This window comes from Enterobacter sp. KBR-315C3_2022 (assembly GCF_041399425.1).
In the GTDB taxonomy this organism is placed as follows: domain Bacteria; phylum Pseudomonadota; class Gammaproteobacteria; order Enterobacterales; family Enterobacteriaceae; genus Enterobacter.
Map to the genome: position 1 here is coordinate 145859 of NZ_JBGKEB010000002.1, position 22906 is coordinate 168764.

At 54.7% G+C, this 22906-nt stretch carries 21 protein-coding genes, 6 tRNA genes and 1 other RNA gene; 11 read left to right on the plus strand and 17 right to left on the minus strand.

The window, feature by feature from the left end:
- Window positions 1-78 precede the first annotated feature (78 nt).
- Window positions 79-990 carry a cysteine synthase CysM gene (gene cysM, locus AB8804_RS03455; protein WP_371183126.1) on the plus strand — a complete coding sequence of 304 codons (912 nt, stop codon included), beginning with the start codon at window positions 79-81 and terminating at the stop codon, window positions 988-990.
- Window positions 991-995: 5 nt separating this feature from the next.
- Window positions 996-1832, plus strand: coding sequence for a pyridoxine/pyridoxal/pyridoxamine kinase (gene pdxK, locus AB8804_RS03460; RefSeq protein WP_371183128.1), 837 nt, complete (start codon window positions 996-998; stop codon window positions 1830-1832).
- 44 nt (window positions 1833-1876) lie between these two features.
- Here the strand turns inward: pdxK and crr are convergent, their stop codons facing one another.
- From crr to cysZ, 5 genes are all read right to left on the minus strand, one after another.
- The gene (gene crr / locus AB8804_RS03465) at window positions 1877-2386 is read right to left on the minus strand and encodes a PTS glucose transporter subunit IIA (protein WP_003861316.1); all 510 of its coding nucleotides are present in this window, start codon (window positions 2384-2386) and stop codon (window positions 1877-1879) included.
- Between the two features lie 40 nt (window positions 2387-2426).
- Window positions 2427-4154 carry a phosphoenolpyruvate-protein phosphotransferase PtsI gene (gene ptsI, locus AB8804_RS03470; protein ID WP_371183132.1) on the minus strand — a complete coding sequence of 576 codons (1728 nt, stop codon included), beginning with the start codon at window positions 4152-4154 and terminating at the stop codon, window positions 2427-2429.
- 44 nt (window positions 4155-4198) lie between these two features.
- The gene (ptsH, locus tag AB8804_RS03475; protein ID WP_000487600.1) at window positions 4199-4456 is read right to left on the minus strand and encodes a phosphocarrier protein Hpr; all 258 of its coding nucleotides are present in this window, start codon (window positions 4454-4456) and stop codon (window positions 4199-4201) included.
- Window positions 4457-4773: 317 nt separating this feature from the next.
- Window positions 4774-5745 (minus strand): cysteine synthase A, encoded by a 972-nt coding sequence (cysK, locus tag AB8804_RS03480; protein ID WP_006176601.1) that lies wholly within the window; start codon window positions 5743-5745, stop codon window positions 4774-4776.
- A 163-nt stretch (window positions 5746-5908) separates the two neighbouring features.
- Window positions 5909-6670: a sulfate transporter CysZ gene (gene cysZ / locus AB8804_RS03485; protein WP_371183135.1), complete on the minus strand. Its 762-nt coding sequence runs from the start codon at window positions 6668-6670 to the stop codon at window positions 5909-5911.
- Between the two features lie 230 nt (window positions 6671-6900).
- On the opposite strand from cysZ, the gene zipA reads away from it, so the two are divergent.
- The 3 genes from zipA to AB8804_RS03500 all read left to right on the plus strand — a co-directional run bounded on the left by zipA (window position 6901) and on the right by AB8804_RS03500 (window position 10186).
- Complete coding sequence (zipA, locus tag AB8804_RS03490) at window positions 6901-7884, plus strand: cell division protein ZipA (RefSeq protein ID WP_371183137.1); 984 nt, start codon at window positions 6901-6903, stop codon at window positions 7882-7884.
- 69 nt (window positions 7885-7953) lie between these two features.
- Window positions 7954-9969: an NAD-dependent DNA ligase LigA gene (gene ligA, locus AB8804_RS03495; protein ID WP_371183139.1), complete on the plus strand. Its 2016-nt coding sequence runs from the start codon at window positions 7954-7956 to the stop codon at window positions 9967-9969.
- Between the two features lies 1 nt (window position 9970).
- A complete protein-coding gene (locus AB8804_RS03500; RefSeq protein WP_003861328.1) occupies window positions 9971-10186 on the plus strand; it encodes a DUF3820 family protein in 216 nt (71 codons plus the stop codon).
- On the opposite strand, the gene AB8804_RS03505 is transcribed toward AB8804_RS03500, so the two are convergent.
- Window positions 10183-11178, minus strand: coding sequence for a bile acid:sodium symporter family protein (locus tag AB8804_RS03505; protein ID WP_371183143.1), 996 nt, complete (start codon window positions 11176-11178; stop codon window positions 10183-10185). The two genes, AB8804_RS03500 and AB8804_RS03505, sit on opposite strands and share 4 nt — an antisense overlap.
- Window positions 11179-11267: 89 nt before the next feature.
- Here AB8804_RS03505 and AB8804_RS03510 point away from each other — a divergent pair, with 89 nt between their 5' ends.
- A complete protein-coding gene (locus tag AB8804_RS03510) occupies window positions 11268-12203 on the plus strand; it encodes a LysR family transcriptional regulator (RefSeq protein ID WP_371183145.1) in 936 nt (311 codons plus the stop codon).
- Here the strand turns inward: AB8804_RS03510 and AB8804_RS03515 are convergent.
- The 6 genes from AB8804_RS03515 to AB8804_RS03540 form a co-directional block, all read right to left on the minus strand.
- On the minus strand, window positions 12200-12535 hold the full coding sequence (locus tag AB8804_RS03515; RefSeq protein ID WP_371183147.1) for a FlxA-like family protein: 336 nt from the start codon (window positions 12533-12535) through the stop codon (window positions 12200-12202). The genes AB8804_RS03510 and AB8804_RS03515 overlap by 4 nt on opposite strands.
- Window positions 12536-12674: 139 nt before the next feature.
- Window positions 12675-12796, minus strand: a non-coding RNA gene (locus AB8804_RS03520) — RtT sRNA.
- Between the two features lie 33 nt (window positions 12797-12829).
- Window positions 12830-12905 (minus strand) — tRNA-Lys (locus tag AB8804_RS03525).
- Between the two features lie 4 nt (window positions 12906-12909).
- Window positions 12910-12985: transfer RNA gene (locus AB8804_RS03530), tRNA-Val, on the minus strand.
- 30 nt (window positions 12986-13015) lie between these two features.
- Window positions 13016-13091 (minus strand) — tRNA-Val (locus tag AB8804_RS03535).
- Between the two features lie 41 nt (window positions 13092-13132).
- Window positions 13133-13208, minus strand: a tRNA-Val gene (locus tag AB8804_RS03540).
- Window positions 13209-13466: 258 nt separating this feature from the next.
- Here AB8804_RS03540 and gltX point away from each other — a divergent pair.
- On the plus strand, window positions 13467-14882 hold the full coding sequence (gene gltX, locus AB8804_RS03545) for a glutamate--tRNA ligase (RefSeq protein WP_371183149.1): 1416 nt from the start codon (window positions 13467-13469) through the stop codon (window positions 14880-14882).
- A gap of 42 nt (window positions 14883-14924) precedes the next feature.
- Here the strand turns inward: gltX and AB8804_RS03550 are convergent, their stop codons facing one another.
- Together AB8804_RS03550 and AB8804_RS03555 are read right to left on the minus strand one after the other, a co-directional pair.
- Window positions 14925-15320, minus strand: a complete 396-nt coding sequence (locus tag AB8804_RS03550; protein ID WP_371183151.1) for a YfeC-like transcriptional regulator — start codon at window positions 15318-15320, stop codon at window positions 14925-14927.
- Between the two features lies 1 nt (window position 15321).
- Entirely contained in the window at window positions 15322-15684 is a 363-nt protein-coding gene (locus AB8804_RS03555) for a YfeC-like transcriptional regulator (RefSeq protein ID WP_371183153.1), read from the minus strand.
- Window positions 15685-15901: 217 nt separating this feature from the next.
- On the opposite strand from AB8804_RS03555, the gene AB8804_RS03560 reads away from it, so the two are divergent.
- The 3 genes from AB8804_RS03560 to AB8804_RS03570 all read left to right on the plus strand — a co-directional run bounded on the left by AB8804_RS03560 (window position 15902) and on the right by AB8804_RS03570 (window position 18497).
- Window positions 15902-15977 (plus strand) — tRNA-Ala (locus AB8804_RS03560).
- 41 nt (window positions 15978-16018) lie between these two features.
- Window positions 16019-16094 (plus strand) — tRNA-Ala (locus AB8804_RS03565).
- Window positions 16095-16307: 213 nt separating this feature from the next.
- Window positions 16308-18497, plus strand: a complete 2190-nt coding sequence (locus tag AB8804_RS03570; RefSeq protein WP_371183155.1) for an EAL domain-containing protein — start codon at window positions 16308-16310, stop codon at window positions 18495-18497.
- 45 nt (window positions 18498-18542) lie between these two features.
- On the opposite strand, the gene AB8804_RS03575 is transcribed toward AB8804_RS03570, so the two are convergent.
- Window positions 18543-19730: a NupC/NupG family nucleoside CNT transporter gene (locus tag AB8804_RS03575; protein ID WP_371183157.1), complete on the minus strand. Its 1188-nt coding sequence runs from the start codon at window positions 19728-19730 to the stop codon at window positions 18543-18545.
- Between the two features lie 345 nt (window positions 19731-20075).
- On the opposite strand from AB8804_RS03575, the gene AB8804_RS03580 reads away from it, so the two are divergent.
- The gene (locus AB8804_RS03580; RefSeq protein ID WP_371183159.1) at window positions 20076-21314 is read left to right on the plus strand and encodes an Nramp family divalent metal transporter; all 1239 of its coding nucleotides are present in this window, start codon (window positions 20076-20078) and stop codon (window positions 21312-21314) included.
- Between the two features lie 34 nt (window positions 21315-21348).
- On the opposite strand, the gene AB8804_RS03585 is transcribed toward AB8804_RS03580, so the two are convergent.
- Window positions 21349-21693 carry a DUF2502 domain-containing protein gene (locus AB8804_RS03585; protein WP_371183162.1) on the minus strand — a complete coding sequence of 115 codons (345 nt, stop codon included), beginning with the start codon at window positions 21691-21693 and terminating at the stop codon, window positions 21349-21351.
- A 114-nt stretch (window positions 21694-21807) separates the two neighbouring features.
- Window positions 21808-22818 carry an L-glyceraldehyde 3-phosphate reductase gene (gene mgrA / locus AB8804_RS03590; protein WP_371183164.1) on the minus strand — a complete coding sequence of 337 codons (1011 nt, stop codon included), beginning with the start codon at window positions 22816-22818 and terminating at the stop codon, window positions 21808-21810.
- Between the last annotated feature and the right edge of the window lie 88 nt (window positions 22819-22906).

The window sequence follows — 22906 nt, forward strand, 5'->3', positions numbered from 1 at the left end:
ACCGGGCCTACAGTTATCACTGCGTCTTGTAGGCCGGGTAAGCGAAGCGCCACCCGGCTTTTTTATTGAGTAAAAATCGTGAATACACTCGAACACACCATCGGCAACACTCCTCTGGTCAAGCTTCAGCGCATGGGGCCGGACAACGGCAGCGAAATCTGGGTCAAGCTTGAGGGCAACAACCCGGCAGGGTCGGTGAAGGACCGCGCGGCGCTGTCGATGATTGTCCAGGCCGAAAAGCGCGGTGAGATTAAGCCCGGTGACGTGCTGATCGAAGCCACCAGCGGCAACACGGGCATTGCGCTGGCGATGATTGCCGCGCTGAAGGGCTACCGCATGAAGCTCCTGATGCCGGACAACATGAGCCAGGAGCGCCGCGCCGCCATGCGCGCCTACGGCGCAGAGCTGATTCTGGTGACCAAAGAGCAGGGGATGGAAGGCGCGCGCGACCTGGCGCTCGAGATGGCCGAACGCGGTGAGGGCACGCTGCTCGACCAGTTCAATAATCCGGATAACCCTTACGCACATTACACTACAACCGGCCCGGAGATCTGGCAGCAGACCGACGGGCGCATCAGCCATTTCGTTTCCAGCATGGGCACCACCGGCACGATTACCGGCGTGTCGCGTTTTCTGCGCGAGCAGGAAAAAGCGGTGACCATTGTCGGCCTGCAGCCGGAAGAGGGGAGCAGCATTCCCGGCATTCGCCGCTGGCCTGAGGAATACATGCCGGGCATCTTTAATGCGCAGCTTGTGGACCAGGTGCTGGATATTCATCAGCGCGAGGCGGAGAATACCATGCGCGAGCTGGCCCTGCGCGAAGGCATCTTCTGCGGCGTCAGCTCGGGCGGTGCCGTAGCGGGTGCGATTCGGGTGGCGCAGTCCACGCCGGGCGCGGTTGTCGTGGCGATTATTTGCGATCGCGGCGATCGTTACCTCTCTACTGGCGTATTTGGTGAAGAGAGCTATTCGCAGGGGGCGGGAATTTAAGCGTCATGGAGATGATTTTATTTCGGGATAAAACCCGAGCGCAGCAAACCGATATTGTCGCGGTGCAGTCGCAGGTGGTGTACGGCAGCGTGGGAAACAGCATTGCGGTGCCCAATATCAGAACGCACCGTCTGAACGTGACGGCGGTCCCGACGGTGCTATTTAGCAACACGCCGCACTACGACACCTTTTACGGCGGTGTGATACCCGACGAGTGGTTCAGCGGCTACCTGAAGGCGCTGGAAGAGCGCGAGATTTTACGCGAACTGAAGGCGGTGACCACCGGCTATATGGGCAGCGCCAGCCAGATTCAGCTTCTGGCGCAGTGGCTTAAGGCTATTAAGGTGCAGCATCCCGACCTGCTGGTGCTGGTCGACCCGGTTATCGGCGATATCGACAGCGGAACGTACGTGAAGCCCGAGATCCCCGAAGCGTATCGCGAGCACCTGCTGCCGCTAGCGCAGGGGATTACACCAAACGTCTATGAGCTGGAGGTGCTCAGCGGCAGGCCATGCCGCACGCCGGAAAGCGCCATAGAGGCCGCACAGGGGCTGCTTTCTGAGACGCTGAAGTGGGTGGCGATTACCAGCGCGCCGGTGGCTGACGACCCGCAAAACATCCACGTGGTGCTGGTGACGCATGAGGGCGTGACCGTGAGCGCGCATCCGCGCGTAAAAACCGACCTGAAAGGGACGGGCGATCTGTTCTGTTCGGAGCTGGTCAGCGGGATTGTTGAGGGGAAAACCGTTGCCGATGCGATCCGCATGGCTGGCGACCGGGTGACTGACGTGATGCTTTATACCCAGTCGAAAGGCTTCGACGAGCTTATCCTGCCCGCATAAACAAAAATGGCGCCCGAAGGCGCCATTTTTCTGTGCGGCAAGAATTACTTCTTGATGCGGATAACCGGAGTTTCACCCACGGTAACGCTGCCAGACAGTTTGATCAGTTCTTTGATTTCGTCCATGTTGGAGATAACAACCGGAGTCAGGGTAGACTTCGCTTTTTCTTCCAGCAGTGGCAGATCGAATTCAATCACCGGGTCGCCAACTTTAACACGCTGGCCTTCTTCAGCGATACGCTTGAAGCCTTCGCCTTTCAGCTCAACGGTATCAATACCGAAGTGAACGAACAGCTCGATACCGCTATCAGATTCGATAGAGAACGCATGGTTGGTTTCAAAAATTTTACCGATGGTGCCGTCAACTGGAGCAACCATTTTGTTGCCAGTTGGTTTGATAGCAATGCCATCACCAACGATTTTCTCAGCAAACACTACATCCGGCACGTCTTCGATGTTGACGATCTCGCCGGAGAGCGGAGCAACAATCTCAATAGTTCCGGAGTCTTTCTTGTCATCAGAAACCAGAGATTTCAGTTTATCGAACAAACCCATGATCTTCTCCTAAGCAGTAAATTGGGCCGCATCTCGTGGATTAGCAGATTGTTTTTTCTTCAATGAACTTGTTAACCAGCGTCATTAACTCGTCCGTTGTCGGTTGAGCAAGAGCCTGCTCTGCTAATACCTTCGCATCTTCGAAGTTCGTGTTACGAATAATCTTCTTAATGCGAGGGATGGAAATGGCGCTCATAGAGAATTCGTCCAGACCCATACCCAGCAACAGAAGTGTAGCACGTTCGTCGCCTGCAAGCTCACCACACATGCCAGTCCATTTACCTTCTGCATGAGAAGCATCAATAACTTGCTTGATCAAGTTCAGTACGGACGGTGACATTGGCTGGTAGAGATGTGAAATCATATCATTACCACGGTCAACTGCCAGGGTGTACTGCGTTAAATCATTGGTGCCGATACTAAAGAAATCAACTTCTTTGGCTAAATGACGCGCAATAGTCGCCGCCGCAGGTGTTTCCACCATCACGCCGATTTCAATTGTCTCGTCAAACGCTTTACCTTCGTCGCGCAGTTCCTGTTTGTAGATTTCGATCTCTTTCTTCAGTGCACGCACTTCTTCAACAGAGATGATCATCGGGAACATGATGCGCAGCTTGCCGAAAGCAGACGCGCGCAGGATAGCGCGTACCTGGTCGCGCAGGATCTCTTTACGATCCATCGCGATACGCACCGCACGCCAGCCCAGGAACGGGTTCTCTTCTTTCGGGAAGTTCATGTACGGCAGCTCTTTGTCGCCACCGATGTCCATGGTGCGGACGATGACCGCCTGAGAGCCGCAGGCTTCAGCAACGGCTTTGTAAGCAGCAAACTGTTCTTCTTCAGTTGGCAGCGCGTCGCGGTCCATGAACAGGAATTCAGTACGATACAGACCTACACCTTCCGCACCGTTGCGCTCAGCGCCTTCGACGTCGCGAACGGTACCGATGTTTGCGCACACTTCAACCTGATGACCGTCCAGCGTGATGGCCGGCAGGTCTTTCAGTTTTGCGAGTTCCGCTTTCTCAGAAGCCACCTGCTCCTGAACGGCGCGCAGCTGCTCGATCTCTTCGTTGGTTGGGTTGACGTAAACCACGTTGTTTACGGCATCCAGAATCAGATAGTCGTCGTTTTTCACCTGAGAGGTAACGCTACCGGTACCCACAATGGCAGGCAGTTCCAGAGAACGCGCCATGATAGAGGTGTGGGACGTACGGCCACCCGCGTCAGTGATGAAACCCAGCACCTTGTTCAGGTTCAGCTGTGCAGTTTCGGACGGGGTGAGGTCAGCAGCCACCAGGATAACTTCGTCCTGAATCGCGCTCAGGTCAATAATGGCCAGACCCAGGATGTTGCGCAGCAGGCGCTTACCGATGTCGCGCACGTCAGCCGCACGTTCCTTCAGGTATTCATCATCCAGTTCTTCCAGGGCAGTTGCCTGACCTTCGATAACTTCATGAGCTGCCGCATCGGCCGTCATGCCTTTATCTTTAATCAGGGCTATGATTTCCTGCTCCAGCTCCTCATCTTCGAGCAGCATGATGTGCCCTTCGAAGATGGCTTCTTTTTCTTCACCGAAAGTTTCGCCAGCTTTAGTTTTGATCGCTTCCAGTTGCGCAGATGCCTTGGCACGACCGCTCAGAAAACGTTCAACTTCCTGATCAACCTTGTCGGCAGAAATTTTTTTCCGGTCAATGACGATTTCGTCTTCCTTCAGCAGAAGTGCTTTGCCGAAAGCGATACCCGGGGATGCTAAAATGCCTGAAATCATAACCCTACCTTACTTGTGACTGATATTGAAAAGAACCCGGATACTTACTCGAGCTCAGCCATCAGTTTAACCAGATGCTCAACTGCTTTCTGCTCGTCTTCGCCTTCTGCAGAGATGGTAACAACGGTACCCTGAGTCAGGCCCAGAGTTTGCAGTTTGAACAGGCTTTTGGCGCTCGCGCTTTTGCCGTTAGAAGTCACAGTGATTTCAGAAGTGAAGCCTTTCGCTTCTTTAACAAACTGAGCAGCAGGGCGGGTGTGCAGACCGTTCGGAGCGGTAATGGTAACTTCTTGCTGGAACATTGTATTTCCCCAACTTATAGGTTTAGTGTTGTGGAACTAAAGTCTAGCCTGGCGACTGAACTTTAGCCTGTATTGTTAGCGCTGACGTTTCGATCGTCATTAAACATTATGCAGCGAAAGCAAGACTTGAACCAAATCATAAAATCGATTCAGCAAGGCTATTTCGTGATCTGATTAATTTCGCGCTTCAAAATAATTGCTGGTTTAAATACCAGACCCAACGGGGTGAATCAATGGCAGGTGGAGTAAAACTTTGAAGCAGGCCACAAAAAAGCACCTGAAAAGGTGCTTTTTTACGCGTTTTAAACATGCTGGCATCACTGTTGCAGTTCTTTCTCTGTAAAGAGATCGGCAAACAGTGCTGTGCTTAAGTAACGCTCACCTGAGGACGGTAGGATAACCACAATATTCTTATTGGTAAAGGTCTCATCTTCCTGAAGTTTGAGCGCCGCCGCAACGGCAGCACCGGAGGAGATGCCTGCCAGAATACCCTCTTCGTCCATCAGACGACGCGCGGTGGAAATCGCTTCTTCATTAGTAATGGCGACAACTTTGTCGATCAGCTTCAGGTCCAGGTTACCCGGGATGAAGCCCGCGCCAATTCCCTGAATTTTATGCGGGCCAGGCTTAAGCTCTTCGCCTGCCAGCGCCTGAGCGATGACGGGGGAGTCGGTCGGCTCAACGGCAACGGTGATCAGGTCTTTTTTTCCTTTTGTACCTTTAATGTAGCGGCTCACGCCGGTCAGCGTACCGCCGGTGCCCACGCCGGAGATGAACACGTCAACCTGTCCGTCGGTATCTTCCCAGATCTCCGGGCCAGTAGTCTTCTCGTGGATTTCCGGGTTAGCCGGGTTGCTGAACTGCTGCAGCAGCAGATATTTCGCCGGATCGCTGGCCACAATCTCTTCGGCTTTCTGAATGGCACCTTTCATGCCCTTCGCGCCTTCGGTCAGCACCAGGTTCGCGCCCAGCGCTTTCAGCAGCTTACGACGCTCGATACTCATGGTTTCAGGCATGGTCAGCGTCAGCTTGTAGCCACGAGCCGCAGCGACGTATGCCAGCGCGATGCCGGTGTTCCCGCTGGTAGGTTCAACCAGCTCAACGCCCGGCTTCAGAACGCCGCGTTTTTCAGCATCCCAAATCATATTTGCACCGATGCGGCATTTCACGCTGAAGCTTGGGTTACGGGATTCGACCTTCGCCAGAATGCGTCCATTACCGATACGGTTCAGTCGAACCAGGGGCGTATGACCGATAGTCAGCGAGTTGTCTTCATAAATCTTACTCATGGCCTGTCCTTAACTGTATGAAATTGGGATACCGACTCAGCATACCTGTTGAATAAGTATGGGGAAGTAAGGAATTAGCATATCTATATGCTGCAAGGAAATAATGGGGATCAGTATGGAATAAGGGAGAGCATAAGCTACTCCCTCTTTACACATTTTTGCATTATTTCCATAACGCGTGCTTAGCACGGTAGCAGTCGACCCACATTGCCGTCGCGCCGCAGACGGCAACCGGCATGATGAACAAATTAAGGAAAGGGATCATCGTGAACAGGCTGGTCAGCGCGCCGAACTGCATATTGGCGACCTTCTGCGTACGAAGCGCCGTGCGCATCTCCTTAAACGGCACCTTATGGTTATCGAAAGGGTAGTCGCAATACTGAATCGCCAGCATCCATGCGCTGAACAGGAACCACAGCACCGGCGCCACCGTTTGCCCAATGCCGGGGATAAAGTAGAGCACCAGCAGCACAATGGCGCGCGGCAAATACCAGGCAAACTTCTGCCATTCGCGCTTCATGATGCGCGGCAGGTCTTTCATGATCCCCAGCACGCCGGTGTCGGGTGGAGTCGCGCCGGTAAGCCGCGCTTCCAGCTGTTCGGCCAGCAGGCCGTTGAACGGGGCGGCAATCCAGTTAGCAATCGTCGAGAAAAAATAGCCGAAGACCAGCAGCAAAGAAATGACCGCAATCGGCCACAGCAGGTAGCTCAGCCACTGCAGCCAGTCCGGCACGTAGCTCATTAAGGATGGAACCCAGCTTTCCAGCCGGGTAAAAAGCCACCAGAAGGCACCGCCCATCAGGAGGATGTTAATGAGCAGAGGCAGAATGACAAAGCGTCGGATGCCCGGCAGGGAGACAAGCTTCCAGCCCTGAGAGAAATACCAGACGCCGCTGCGCGGGGCCGATGAAGAGGATGAAACCATAACCAGGCTGTACTCCTTTTTACACAACCAGTGGATTTGCACGCCTATATTATCCAGTTGCGGGCGAATGACCAGTTAGGAAATGTTCGAAAAAACAGCAAAAAGCACGATTTCGTTCATCTTTATGCTGTGAATGCTCTGCACGCACTTGCACTTGACGTCAACGGCAAATACTCTTAGTAAGTAAATGTTTGCCGTGGTGGCAAGGTGTTAGAACAACAGAGAATATAATGATGCAGGATTTGCGTCTGATATTAATCATTGTTGGCGCGATCGCCATAATTGCTTTACTGGTGCATGGTTTTTGGACCAGCCGTAAAGAGCGCTCTTCTATGTTTCGCGATCGCCCACTGAAGCGCATGAAGTCCAGTCGAGATGACGATGACGGCGAAGACGACATCGAAGGATTTGACGACGACGGCGTGGGTGAAGTCCGTGTTCATCGGGTCAATACTGCGCCCGGCGCAGGCCATGGGGAGCATGAAGCGCCCCGTCCTGTGCAGCATCAGTATCAGCCGCCGTATGCTTCCGCCCAGCCGCGCCAGCCAGCGCCTCAGCCAGTGGAAGAACCGGTGCGCCAGCCGCCTCAGCAGCCTGTGCATCATCAGCCTGCTGCGCCACAGCCCGTTCAACAACCTGTTCAGCAGCAGTCGGTGCAGCAACCCGTGCAGCCGGTACACCAGCCGCAGCCGCAGCCCGTTCACGCGCAGCCTGCGCCTGAGCCGGTTCCAGCGCCGCACGTTGAGCCTGAGCCCGTTGTAGAGCCAGAGCCGGTTGTCGAAAAACCGCAGCGCAAAGAAGCGGTGATTATCATGAACGTGGCCGCGCATCATGGCACCCATCTCAACGGTGACGTGCTGCTTAACAGCATTCAACAGGCCGGCTTTAAGTTTGGCGATATGAACATTTTCCATCGCCATCTTAGCCCGGACGGAAGCGGTCCGGCGCTGTTCAGCCTGGCTAACATGGTTAATCCCGGCACCTTCGATCCGGAAATGACCGGTGATTTCGTGACGCCAGGCGTGACAATCTTTATGCAAGTGCCGTCCTACGGCGATGAGCTGCAGAACTTCAAGCTGATGCTGCAGTCTGCTCAGCACATTGCCGACGAAGTGGGCGGCGTGGTGCTCGACGATCAGCGTCGCATGATGACGCCGCAGAAGCTGCGCGAGTATCAGGACCGCATCCGCGAAGTTAAGGAAGCTAACGCGTAATCGTCGCGTTATTTTCAACTCCTCCTCAACCCCCGCCTGTCGGGGGTTTTTTCTCATTGATGGTGCGATATGGACTCAATCGAACAAAAACTCACTGAACTGCGAACCACGCTTCGCCATCATGAATATCTGTATCATGTTATGGACGCGCCGGAAGTGCCGGATGCGGAGTACGATCGCCTGATGCGCGAGCTGCGCGAGCTGGAGGCGCAGCATCCCGAGCTTATTACTCCAGATTCACCGACCCAGCGCGTCGGCGCAGAGCCGCTGGGCGCGTTCAGCCAGGTGCGCCACGAAGTGCCCATGCTGTCGCTGGACAACGTTTTTGACGAGGAAAGTTTCCTGGCATTTAACAAGCGCGTGCAGGATCGCCTCAAAAGCAGCGAGTCGCTGAGCTGGTGCTGCGAGCTGAAGCTCGACGGTCTGGCGGTCAGTATTCTCTATGAAAACGGCGTGCTGGTGCGTGCCGCAACGCGCGGCGATGGCACCACGGGTGAGGACATTACCACTAACGTGCGCACCATTCGTGCCATCCCGCTGAAGCTGCGCGGGGACAATATTCCTGCGCGCCTGGAAGTGCGCGGCGAGGTGTTCCTGCCGCAGGCGGGCTTTGAGAAAATCAATGAAGAAGCGCGCCGCACCGGCGGAAAGGTCTTCGCGAACCCGCGTAACGCGGCGGCGGGCTCCTTGCGCCAGCTCGACCCGCGCATTACCGCGAAGCGACCGCTTACTTTCTTCTGCTATGGCGTGGGGATCCTGGAAGGCGGCGAGCTGCCGGATACGCATCTGGGCCGTCTGTTGCAGTTCAAGGCCTGGGGTTTACCGGTTAGCGACCGCGTTCAGCTTTGCGACTCTCCGGAGGACGTGCTGGCGTTCTATCGCAAGGTTGAAGAGGACCGCCCGACGCTCGGTTTTGATATCGACGGCGTGGTGATTAAGGTCAACTCTCTTGCCCTGCAGGAGCAGCTGGGCTTTGTCGCGCGCGCGCCGCGCTGGGCGGTGGCGTTCAAGTTCCCGGCGCAGGAGCAGATGACCTTCGTACGCGACGTGGAGTTCCAGGTAGGGCGCACGGGGGCCATCACCCCGGTTGCGCGCCTTGAGCCGGTGCAGGTTGCAGGCGTGCTGGTGAGCAACGCCACGCTGCACAACGCGGATGAAATCGCGCGCCTGGGCCTGCGCATCGGCGATAAGGTCGTGATCCGCCGCGCGGGGGACGTGATCCCGCAGGTGGTGAACGTGGTGGAGTCAGAACGCCCTGACGATACGCGCGAGATCGTCTTCCCGACCCATTGCCCCGTGTGCGGCTCTGACGTTGAGCGCGTTGAAGGCGAAGCGGTAACCCGCTGCACGGGCGGGTTAATCTGCGGCGCGCAGCGTAAAGAGGCGCTTAAGCACTTCGTTTCTCGCCGCGCGATGGACGTTGACGGCATGGGCGACAAAATTATCGATCAGCTGGTCGAGAAAGAGTACGTCCACACGCCTGCGGATTTGTTCAGGCTGACGGCGGGCAAGCTGACGGGCCTTGACCGCATGGGGCCGAAGTCGGCGCAAAACGTGGTTAACGCCCTGGAAGCGGCGAAGGAAACCACCTTTGCCCGCTTCCTCTACGCGCTGGGCATTCGCGAAGTAGGCGAGGCGACGGCCGCAGGGCTGGCGGCGTACTTTGGCTCGCTGGACGCGCTGGAAAAAGCCAGCATTGACGAGCTGCAGAAAGTCCCTGATGTGGGCATTGTGGTCGCCACCCACGTCTTCAACTTCTTCGCAGAAGAAAGCAACCGCGAGGTCATCGGCCAGCTTCTGGCTGAAGGTGTCAAATGGCCTGCACCGGTTGTGGTGAATGCCGAAGAGATCGACAGCCCGTTTGCGGGTAAAACGGTGGTGCTGACCGGCAGCCTGAGCCAGCTTTCACGTGACGATGCGAAGGCGCGGCTGGTCGCGCTGGGCGCTAAGGTGGCGGGCAGCGTGTCGAAGAAAACCGACCTAGTGATTGCCGGTGAGGCCGCAGGCTCCAAGCTTGCCAAAGCGCAGGAGCTGGGCATCGACGTAATCGATGAAGCCGAGATGCTGCGCCTGCTGGGAGAGTAACGTGGAGAAAGAGCAGCTCGTTGAAATTGCTAATACCGAGATGCCGTTCGGCAAGTATAAGGGCCGCAGGCTGATTGATTTGCCGGAGGAGTATCTGCTGTGGTTCGCCCGAAAGGATGAATTTCCCGCCGGGCGGCTTGGCGAGCTGATGGCGATTACGCTACTGATTAAAACAGAAGGGCTGACCCAGCTGGTTCAGCCCCTGAAGCGCCCTTAGACTTTTGCGGCGCGGGTCTCTTCCTGCGCCAGCTTTTCCGTCTGCGCCCTGTAGCGACGCGCCAGCACGGCACAAACCATTAGCTGGATCTGATGGAAAATCATCAGCGGCAGCACCATCATGCCTATCACCGACGTTGGGAACAGAATGTTGGCCATTGGGATACCGTTCGCCAGGCTTTTCTTCGACCCGCAGAACACAATCGTAATTTCATCGGCTTTGTTAAAGCCGCATTTGCGCGCCACAAAAACGTTTACCGCGATCACAATCGCCAGCAGCACGATGCTGACCACCACGATAAACAGCAGCGAGCCTGCGCCCACCTTATGCCAGATGCCGTTGACCACCGCCTCGCTGAACGCGGAATAAACGACCAGCAGAATCGAGGTCTGGTCGGTTTTCGAGATCCACTTCTTGTGCTTAGCGACAAACGCGCCGGTCCACGGGCGCGAGAGATGCCCCAGGACGAACGGCAGCAGCAGTTGCAGGCAGATTTTCCCTACCTGTTCCAGGCTGCCTTCCGCGCCGTGCATATTCATCAGCATCCCGACCAGCAGCGGCGAGACGAATATCCCGAGCAGGCTGGAGGCCGAGGCTGAGCAGACGGCCGCCGCAACGTTTCCTCCAGCCAGCGACGTGAATGCAATCGCAGACTGCACGGTCGCGGGCAAGATGCACAGATACAGGAAGCCATCATACAGCGTCGGATCGACGTTGACCGGCGCCCACCAGGCAAACAGCACGCCGAGGATCGGGAACAGAATGAACGTGCTGCACATCACCCACAGGTGCAGCCGCCAGTGGCTACCGCCTGCAATGATGGCCTCTCGTGAGAGTTTTGCACCATGCATGAAGAACAGCAGCGCGATAGCCGCCGTGGTCAGCCCCTCGAAAAACGGCACAAAACCGCCCTGGGCAGGAAAGAAAGAGGCCAGCAGAACGGTGACGATGAGTGTGAGCGTAAAAGGATCAAGGATGCGAAAGAGTTTCATAATGACTCCTGAAATCAGATATCGCTATTGTGCTTTCTTACGTTTGAGAAATAAAATTGATTTATTGCATTCATTCATGAAATAAACAGATGAATTACTCGCTACGTCAGCTTCGCGTTTTTGTCACCGTCGCCCATGCCCGCAGCTTTAGCCGGGCAGGGGAGATCATCGGTCTCAGCCAGTCGGCCGTTAGCCACAGCGTTAAAGAGCTGGAAAACCAGACGGGCGTAAAGCTGCTGGACCGCACCACGCGCGAAGTGGTGCTCACCGAAGCGGGCCATCAGCTGGCCTCGCGGCTTGAAAGACTGCTGGATGAGCTGCACACCACCCTGCGCGACGTGGGGCGTCTTGGGCAACAGCTTTCCGGCACCGTGCGCGTGGCGGCCAGCCAGACGATTTCCGCGCACCTCATTCCACAGTGCATAGCTGAAAGCAACCACCGCTTTCCGGAGATCGATTTCGTCCTGCACGACCGACCGCAGCAGTGGGTGCTGGAGAGTATTCGGCAGGGCGATGTGGATTTCGGCATTGTTATCGATCCTGGGCCGGTGAGCGATCTGGCGAGCGAGATCGTGCTTTCAGAGCCGTTTTTGCTGTTATGCCGTGAGGACGACCCGCTGGCGGCGCTTCCTGAGGTGCCCTGGCAGGCGCTGCAGGGCATGAACCTTGTGCTGCAGGACTATGCGTCGGGCAGCCGTCCGCTTATTGACGCCGCGCTTGCCGCGCAGAACATCAGCGCGCAGATCGTGCAGGAGATTGGCCATCCTGCGACCCTGTTCCCGATGGTGGAGGCGGGTATTGGTATCAGCGTTTTACCCGCACTGGCGCTGCCGCTGCCGCAGGGAAGCCACCTGACGGTGAAGCGTTTTACTCCGGCGATTGAGAGAAAGCTGATGCTGGTGCGACGTAAAAACCGTTCCCTGTCGGGCGCGGCGCAGGCTATCTGGGACGGGGTGCGTATCCAGGCCCAGAGGCTTACCGAAGCCCGCATACGCGACCCGCTTTTTAACACATTTAAACGTTAGATATAGACATCGACCTTATGGTCGTCGGAGGGCATATTCACGCCTTCAATTTTGCCCTGCTTTAAATCCTGCTTTTTCTGGGCCTCCTCTGCCTGCTGGCGCTGCAGCTGCGCCAGCTGTGCCTGCAGCACTTTGAGCTGCGTCTGGATGAGCTCCTGCTGCTTTTTCTTTTCGTCAACGCTGATGGGGCTGTTAGCCAGCTCTTTTAACTGCTGCGTGAGCTTGTTGATTTTCGTCATGATGCGGCTAATCTGCGACGGAATATCGTTTCCGGTGCTGGCGCCGCTGCCGCCGGTTTGAATTTGGGTAGTTGAAGCTTGAATGGTCGTCATGCGATTTCCTTTTGCCGTAAAAAAGAGGTATCGGCAGATCGGGAATTAGCTTGAGTGAGGAAAAGAGGAATAGGGGGGGCAGTTCGAATCATCCATATTGCAGATAGCAAAAAGGCGCCTTTAGGGCGCCTTTTTACATTGGTGGGTCGTGCAGGATGACTCGCTCCGCTCGCCCTTCGGGCCGTCGCCGTAAACGGCTCCGTTGCCTCACTGCGTTCGGCTCGAACCTGCAGCAGGTTCGAATCATCAATATCGCAGATAGCAAAAAGGCGCCTTTAGGGCGCCTTTTTACATTGGTGGGTCGTGCAGGATTCGAACCTGCGACCAATTGATTAAAAGTCAACTGCTCTACCAACTGAGCTAACGACCCGAAATGGTGGGCGATGACGGGCTCGAACCGCCGACCCCCTCCGTGTAAAGGAGATGCTCTACCAACTGAGCTAATCGCCCATTTCGGAACTGCTTTCGATAAGGTGAGAATGGTGGGCGATGACGGGCTCGAACCGCCGACCCCCTCCGTGTAAAGGAGATGCTCTACCAACTGAGCTAATCGCCCAATCTCAATTCTTATCTACACTGCGAGTCTACCGAAGTAGATGGTGGGTGATGACGGGCTCGAACCGCCGACCCCCTCCGTGTAAAGGAGATGCTCTACCAACTGAGCTAATCACCCCCGCTGTGTGGAGTCGCATTATAGGGAGAGTTGAAAATGAGTCAACGCATTTTCTAAAGTTTTTATTCGTTCGTCGTAAAATTAAACAAAACGATCGCGGAATGGGCTATCGCGCATGATTTCTAAACAAAAAGAGTAAACTCGCCCCTGATAAAGGGAACTACATTGAGGAATCGCCGCACGGTGATAGAATATTGCCCATTGTTTTTTCCCCCGGATTTGCCGGTGAGCGGCATCTGTATAACGTAAGGCCATTTCATGAAAATCAAAACTCGCTTCGCGCCCAGCCCGACAGGCTATCTGCACGTTGGTGGAGCACGTACTGCTCTCTATTCCTGGCTTTTTGCTCGCCATAATAAAGGTGAGTTCGTGCTGCGCATCGAAGATACCGATCTTGAGCGCTCCACGCCGGAAGCAATCGAAGCCATTATGGATGGCATGAACTGGCTGAATCTGGAGTGGGATGAAGGCCCGTACTTCCAGACCAAACGTTTTGACCGCTACAACGCTGTCATTGACGACATGCTGGTAGCGGGTACGGCCTATAAATGCTACTGCTCGAAAGAGCGTCTGGATGCGCTGCGTGAAGAGCAAATGGCAAACGGTGAAAAGCCGCGCTATGACGGCCGCTGCCGACACGATCACAGCGAACACGCGGCGGACGAGCCTTGCGTTGTGCGTTTTGCCAACCCGCAGGACGGCTCCGTTATCTTTGATGACCAAATCCGCGGCCCGATCGAATTCAGCAACCAGGAGCTGGACGACCTGATTATTCGCCGTACCGACGGTTCCCCGACCTATAACTTCTGCGTTGTTGTGGATGACTGGGATATGGAAATCACCCACGTTGTGCGTGGCGAAGACCATATCAACAACACGCCGCGTCAAATTAACATCCTGAAAGCGCTGAATGCGCCAGTGCCTGTTTACGCGCACGTCTCCATGATCAACGGCGATGACGGCAAAAAGCTGTCTAAGCGCCACGGCGCGGTGAGCGTGATGCAGTATCGCGACGATGGCTATCTGCCGGAAGCGCTGCTGAACTATCTGGTACGCCTGGGCTGGGCTCATGGGGATCAGGAAATCTTCAGCCGTGAAGAGATGATCGCGCTGTTCTCTCTGAGCTCTGTAAGCAAATCAGCCAGTGCGTTCAATACCGAAAAACTGCAGTGGCTTAACCACCACTACATCAACACCATGCCGCCAGAATATGTTGCGACCTATCTGCAGTGGCACATTGAGCAGGCGAACATCGATACGCGCACCGGTCCTGAACTGGCGGATCTGGTCAAGCTGCTCGGCGAACGCTGCAAAACGCTGAAAGAGATCGCCGAGAGCTGCCGCTACTTCTATGAAGAGTTTGATGAGTTTGATGCCGACGCGGCGAAGAAACATCTGCGTCCGGTCGCTCGTCAGCCGCTGGAAGTGGTGCGCGACAAGCTGGCTGCTCTGACGGAGTGGACCGCAGAAAATGTGCATCACGCCATTCAGGCCACTGCAGATGAGCTGGAAGTTGGCATGGGTAAAGTGGGCATGCCGCTGCGCGTTGCCGTAACCGGCGCAGGCCAGTCTCCAGCGCTGGATGTTACCGTTCATGCAATCGGTAAATCTCGCAGCGTGGCGCGAATCAATAAGGCTCTGGATTTTATTGCCCAGCGCGAAAGCCAGCAGTAATCCGCTTCGGCTAGTAAAACGGCAGGGAAACCTGCCGTTTTTTTATGCGTCAGATTCAGCGATGCCGAGCCGCGTCATAAAACCCTGTACGCCTTCACGTGCCAGCAGGACATGCAGGCGCACCTGTTCTGCGGGCGTCATGATCTCCAGCGCGTCAACAATCTGCGTGAGCAGGGGAGGAGAGGTGGGTTCTCCGTAGAAAGACGGCGCTTCTGCCAGCTGATAAACCGCCTGGCGATTACGGACGGCAGGAAGGCTCATAATGTGCTTCTTCACTCGCGCGTCGAGATGAATCCACCGTGCGCGTCCGCCTTTTACGCCATTCATTTTTTCGGTGTTCCATTTCTGCTGGCGTATCCAGCGGTTAACGGTCTGTTTAGTCACGCCTAAACTTTCCGACAGCTCCTCTGTGGTCATTTTGCTGCGTAATCTTTTCATGTCAGTTCTGGTCGCGTATGTCTAAGCGTTGCAACAATCCGGTAATCCCTTCCCGCAGTAACAGAGATTTCATCTGCTTTTGCTCATCCGGCGTCATTTCATTGGCCAAGGTCAGAAGCAAGGCGTGAAGTGTGCCGTCAAGATAAGCCCCTTCGGGCATATCCGGCGATTCTGTCGCCCTGCGTGCGCTGCAGATAAATTCTCTTACCTTTGCATTCACATGCACCAGACGCGCTTTGCCACCCTGAACCCCTGGTTTAGGCGACGTAATCCACCCCTCTTTACGAACCCATTTATTGATGGTCTGACGGCTATAGCCAGTGAGCACGGCCAACTCTTCTGGTGTCATTCGTTCCTTGATCATGCAATTTCCTGATTCTTCGTAGGGTTAATTAGTGGTTCATCTTATAGCACCGATTTACGTGAAAACGTGACAGGCTTAACTCCTGACTGCGAGCATCCTCGCAAAGAGATTCATTTGCATGATTTTTCGACGGTTGAACGGCTGGCGTTGATTTTGCCGTTGACACCCAGCGGCGGAATTCATATTATGCCGCCCGTCAACATGACAGCTTTACGATGGGGCTATAGCTCAGCTGGGAGAGCGCCTGCATGGCATGCAGGAGGTCAGCGGTTCGATCCCGCTTAGCTCCACCAAACTTTGAACCCAACAGAGTGCGGTGTGTAAAGTGACATGTGGGGCTATAGCTCAGCTGGGAGAGCGCCTGCATGGCATGCAGGAGGTCAGCGGTTCGATCCCGCTTAGCTCCACCAAAATTTGAACCCTCGTCGCAAGACGGGGGTTTTTTTATGCCTCTGTTACATCCTTCAACACTTTTTGTTGTTAAGATGGTTTTTTTCTATACTTTCCCTAAACTCAAATCAATAAATCGGGCTCTTTTTGGACTTGAACTTGCTTCGCGCAAATAATGAACTTATTATTTGTCAGGTCAATGATTTAAGTAAGTTAATAGATTATTTATCTTAATGAAAAGAAAATACGGTTATAATGTAAAGATATTTATTACTGCATTTCTGTTATGCATGCTGGCGGTTCCCTTTTCTCGTTATATATCACCGCGCGCAATCATAAATGGGAATGAGGTTTATCTGGCATGGCTGCCATTGAGCGTTATGCTGGCAATAATGTTATTGTTTGGCCGTCGGGCAATTATTCCCGTTCTGTTAAGTTTCATTATTACTAATGTTTATTATTTTCAGCTAACCCCTGTGCAGCATGTCGTCATGGTCGCATGCCAGACCTTAGCGGTCTTCGCGATGTGCGGCATTGCGCGGCTGCTGATCGGCAGTCGCTGGCGCTACAGCGTGCCTAATAAGTACATTGGTATACGCATTTTTTGGCTGGGCTTCATGGTGCCGCTCGGCATCAAGCTTTCAATGTATCTTGCCGGCTATTTATTTGACTTTCCTGTTTCGATTTCTAACTTCTTCGGTGAAGGTACGGCTATATATAATGTAGTGGACATTCAAAGTTTAATCTGTGCCGCACTGATTTTCACGATGATGTTCTATTACCCTTTAAGAATGATTGTGAATCCCCGCTATGCCAGAGCGTTTTGGCTACGAAGCCTGAAACCTTTCATTTTTAACAGGAAACCCTTTTTTATATTAGGATGGCTCATGCTTTTGGCCATTCTGGTGGCGATTTTGTGTGTCCCCTTCAGGTCAACGATTATTGCCGGTTATTTAATGCCGATAATCTTTATCCTTTTCACCCTCGGGATTAGCCGCATGAGCTATGCGCTCATCTCGCTGCTGTGGGCGGCATCGGCGTTTCTGCTTTTAACCTATAACAACAATTTCCTCAGCGGCGTCGAGTCGGGCTACACGCTCGCATTTATTCTGTCGGTGCTCATTTCTTTCGCGATTTGCCTGCTTTATATGTCGAAGATTTATCGCCGCAGCGAATGGATGAAGCAGGGCTGGCAGGAAAGGGCGCTTACCGACCCGCTGACGGGCCTCCCCAACATTCGCGCGCTGGAGGATTTCCTGCAGGAGCATCCCGCGGCGAAAGTGTGCTGTTTGCGCATGGATAACCTCGAGTTCCTGAGCCGCCATTACGGCATTCTCATGCGCGTCCACTGCAAGCGGATGATCACCACGTCACTTCAGCCTTTCCTGCAAAAAGACGAAAAGCTGTTCCAGCTTCCCGGCAGCGAGCTCGTCGTGGTGCTGCTGGGGCCAGAGATCTCCGAACGTCTGCAGCACATGGTTGACTATTTAAACAGCCGCAAGATCGTATGGAACAAAACGCCGCTGGATATAGAGTTCGGCGCGGCGTGGGGTGAGGTTGAAAACGGTGAGAATCTGCACCATACGCTGGGGCAGCTGAGCTGGCTGTCTGAACAAGCCTGCGCAACCCATAACGCGCTGGGGTTAACGAACAGTCTGGCGACGGTGTCTGGCCAAACTACCGATCGGGTACTGATGCTGGGCCGCGTCAAGCGGGCTCTTGATGAGGGCGGTCTACGCCTCTACGCGCAGCCCATCCGTAACGCGCAGGGGAAGGGCTATTATGAAATTTTGGCCCGTCTGGAAAGCGATGGCGAGATTATCACGCCGGATCGCTTTATTCCGCTGATTGCCCAGTTTAACCTCAGCCACCGGTTCGATTTAAGCGTGGTTGAAAAGCTGCTGGAATGGCTTCGGGATCATCCGCTGCCGCAGGCTGACACCCGCTTCTCCGTGAATCTGATGCCGTTTACGCTGATTCAGAAAGATGCTGCCACCGAGATTATTCAGCTCTTTGAGCGGTATGCCGTTGCGCCTGGCGACGTGGTCATTGAAATCACGGAAGAGCAGGCATTCTCCAATTCTGGAGCCAGCATCAACAACATACAGCAGCTCCGCGACTACGGATTCCGCATCGCCATCGATGATTTTGGCACCGGTTATGCCAACTACGAGCGCCTTAAGCGCCTGCAGGCAGACATCATTAAGATCGACGGCTGTTTCGTGAAGGATATTTGCAGCGACAGCATGGACGCAATGATCGTGCAGTCCATTTGCAATCTGGCAAAAACGAAGTCGCTCTGCGTGGTGGCGGAGTACGTGGAAACAGAGGAACAGCGCGAGATGCTGCTGCGTTTTGGCGTGGACTATCTGCAGGGCTACCTGATAGGTAAACCTGCTCCGCTTGCTGAACTGCAGGCATAAAAAAACCGGGAGCGTTGCTCCCGGTTTTCAATTATGCGATCCGAATTACAGAACCAGCGCTGCGATAGAAGCAGAGAGCACGCTAACCAGCGTTGAACCGTAAACCAGCTTCAGGCCGAAGCGTGAAACAACGTTACCCTGCTCTTCGTTCAGGCCCTTGATCGCACCGGCAATAATACCGATGGAGGAGAAGTTCGCGAAGGAGACCAGGAACACGGACAGGATGCCTTCCGCGCGCGGGGAGAGCGTGCTGGCAATTTTCTGCAGATCCATCATCGCAACAAATTCGTTAGAGACCAGTTTGGTCGCCATGATACTGCCCACCTGCAGCGCTTCGCTGGCCGGAACACCCATCACCCAGGCAACAGGGTAGAAGATGTAGCCCAGGATGCCCTGGAAGGAGATACCGAGCACCGCGGCGAACAGCGCATTCAGGGCGGAAATCAGCGCGATAAAACCGATCAGCATGGCGGCAACGATAATTGCCACCTTAAAGCCTGCCAGAATGTATTCGCCCAGCATTTCGAAGAAGCTCTGACCTTCATGCAGATTCGCCATCTGCAGGTTCTCTTCGCCTTCATCTACGCGGTACGGGTTGATAATAGACAGAACGATAAAGGTGCTGAACATGTTCAGGACCAGCGCGGCAACCACGAACTTAGGATCAAGCATGGTCATGTACGCGCCCACGATAGACATGGAAACGGTAGACATCGCCGTGGCCGCCATGGTGTACATGCGGTTGCGGGACATTTTGCCGAGGATATCTTTATACGCGATGAAGTTCTCAGACTGACCCAGGATCAGGGAGCTGACAGCGTTGAAAGATTCCAGTTTGCCCATGCCGTTCACTTTAGAAAGTACGGTACCGATGGCGCGAATGACGATTGGCAGGATGCGGATATGCTGCAAAATACCGATCAGCGCAGAGATAAAGACGATAGGGCACAGAACCTTCAGGAAGAAGAACGCCAGGCCCTGATCGTTCATATTACCGAAGACGAAATTGGTCCCTTCGTTGGCGAATCCGAGCAGTTTTTCAAACATTTCGGAGAAGCCTTTAACGAAGCCGAGGCCCACGTTGGAGTTCAGGAAGAACCACGCGAGTAAAACTTCGATAACCAGAAGCTGAATAACATAGCGAATGCGGATTTTTTTGCGGTCATGACTAACCAGCAGCGCAAGCGCAGCAACGACAACAAGTGCCAGGACAAAGTGAAGGACGCGGTCCATATTTGCTCCAAATATGAGGCAGGTTTAATTTCCGTGCACATTCTATGTAACAAGCGCAAAGAAAACGAGATCAAGGGCACACTATAGTTACGTCCTGTGACGAGTCTCAAAAATAGTGATCAACAATACATTTTTGTTATGTTAGGTAAATGAGTGAAAAGTTAAGTTTGTGTGCTACCCTTCACAAATAGCTGCGCATTTTCACATTCTGTGATGTTGCTCCACCTGCCCTTCTATTGTTCCTGGCTATCAGAGAAATCATTTTTAACCACTTAAATGAACTTGATAATCATTATCATTTTGATAGCATGAAACATAGCAAAGGCTATATTTCCAGAGGCAGACATGACAAACAGTCGCGTAGAGGGTAGCAGCGGCAGGGCCGCCAGGAAGCTGCGGTTCGCACTGATGGGACCCGCTTTCATTGCCGCTATTGGCTACATCGATCCGGGTAATTTTGCGACCAACATTCAGGCCGGGGCCAGCTTCGGCTATACGCTGCTGTGGGTCGTCGTCTGGGCTAACCTGATGGCGATGCTGATCCAAATGCTGTCTGCCAAGCTCGGTATCGCCACCGGTAAAAACCTGGCGGAGCAAATTCGCGATCACTATCCGCGCCCGGCGGTGTGGCTGTACTGGGTGCAGGCCGAAATTATCGCCATGGCGACCGACCTTGCGGAATTTATCGGCGCGGCCATCGGCTTCAAGCTGATACTCGGCGTCTCCTTGCTGCAGGGGGCGGTGCTCACCGGGATCGCCACTTTCCTGATCCTGATGCTTCAGCGCCGCGGGCAAAAGCCGCTGGAAAAGGTGATTGGCGGGCTGCTGCTGTTTGTCGCGGCCGCCTATATCGTTGAGCTGGTTTTCTCCCAGCCGAATATGGTTCAGCTGGGTAAAGGGATGGTCATCCCGAGCCTGCCAACGTCCGAAGCGGTATTTCTCGCCGCGGGCGTGCTGGGAGCGACCATCATGCCGCACGTTATCTACCTGCACTCTTCCTTAACGCAGGATCTGCACGGCGGGACGCGGAAAGAGCGCTATTCAGCAACGAAATGGGACGTGGCGATCGCCATGACCATTGCCGGCTTCGTGAACCTGGCGATGATGGCTACCGCAGCGGCAGCTTTCCACTTCAATGGCCATACCGGCGTCGCCGATCTCGATCAGGCCTATCTGACCCTGGAACCGCTGCTGAGCCACGCCGCCGCGACGATTTTTGGCCTGAGCCTCGTGGCCGCGGGCCTCTCTTCGACGGTCGTCGGGACGCTGGCAGGGCAGGTGGTGATGCAGGGTTTTGTGCGCTTCCACATTCCGCTGTGGGTGCGCCGGGCCGTGACGATGCTGCCGTCATTCATCGTCATATTAATGGGGCTGGATCCTACGCGTATTCTGGTGATGAGCCAGGTGCTGCTCAGCTTCGGTATTGCGCTTGCGCTGGTGCCGCTGCTGATTTTCACCAGCGATAAATCGCTAATGGGCGAGCTGGTCAATACGACGCTGGTCAAAAGGGCCGGGTGGATTATCGTGGCGGTGGTCGTTGCGCTAAACCTGTGGCTGCTGGTCGGTACGGCGTTAGGGCTGTAAAAGAGAAAGGAGCCGGGAGGCTCCTTTCTTGCTGTTAGTGGTGATGGCCGTGACCGTGGCCTCTGCCGGGGCCGCCCCAGCCGCCGCGGCGGTCATCACGATCGCGCCAGCCTTCGCGGTATCCGCGCTCGTACGCTTTGCGATTGTCCCAGCCGCGATGACGGCCATTGTCATGCTTCCACCAGCGGTCTCCGCGCCATTGATAGTGACGATGCCAGTAGTCACGGTCGCGCCAGTAGCCGCCGTCCCAGTATCTGCCATAGTTGTCACGATCGCCGATGCTAAGTTTTACCGATGGCAACAGGGTGATTTCGCCAGCAGTGGCGACCAGCGGGGCTGAAGCCAACAATACCGCTGCAAGAATCAGTGACCTGAACATGTTTTTCTCCTTCACGATCGGGGCCGTTGCCCGGCCTGTTAACGCAATATTACGAGGTGGTAAAGCCTCGTTTCATCGCCTCAACTCCGAATTGATGGAGGAGCGCACTTTTTGCTAAAGATGACGCGAATTTGTGCTACGCAGAATATGGTCGATGGAGGCCAGCTCGTCCTGCGTGAACTGGCAATTATCGAGCATGCCCACCGCATCATCGATTTGCGAAACCTTGCTGGCGCCGATCAGCACGGAGGTCACGGCGCGATGGCGTAAGATCCACGCCAGCGCCATCTGCGAGAGCTTCTGCCCGCGGCGCTCGGCTATGGCGTTTAGCCGCCGAACCTTGTCCAGCTTTTCATCCGTGAGCTGCTCGGGGTTAAGGAACTTGCTGCCGCTGGCCGCGCGCGAGTCAGCGGGAATACCGTTCAGGTAGCGGTTGGTCAGCTGGCCGCCCGCCAGCGGCGAGAACGGAATACAGCCCACCCCTTTTTCCTGCAGGACATCCAGCAGCCCGTCTTCCGGGGCGCGCTCAAACATGGAGTATTTAGGCTGGTGGATAAGGCAGGGCGTGCCGAGGTCGTTAAGCATGTCGATGGCCTGGCGCGCCAGTTCAGGAGGATAGTTGGACAAGCCGACATAAAGCGCCTTGCCCTGGCGCACGACGTGGTCCAGCGCCTTCATCGTCTCCTGCAGCGGCGTTTCCGGGTCGGGACGATGGTGATAGAAGATATCAACATATTCCAGGCCCATGCGCTTCAGGCTCTGGTCGAGGCTTGAGATCAGATATTTACGCGAGCCCCAGTCTCCGTAGGGACCCTCCCACATGGTGTAGCCCGCCTTGGTCGAAATAATCAGCTCGTCGCGCCAGGGTAAAAAATCTTCCTGCAAAATCCGGCCAAAATGACGTTCTGCCGAGCCCGGAGGAGGCCCATAATTGTTAGCCAGATCAAAGTGTGTGATGCCCAGATCGAAGGCGCGGTGTAAAAGCTGGCGGCTGTTTTCGACCAGCGTGGTATCGCCAAAGTTGTGCCACAGGCCAAGCGAGAGGGCGGGTAACTTCAGTCCGCTCTGCCCGCAGCGGCGATACTGCATTGTCTGATAACGATTTTTTTCCGGCTGGTAAACCATTCTCATATCCTCAGGCGCTGATAAGAAAAGGAAGTGTATACGCTTACACTCATGTAATGAAATGGTGAATTATTTGTAAATGATTCTT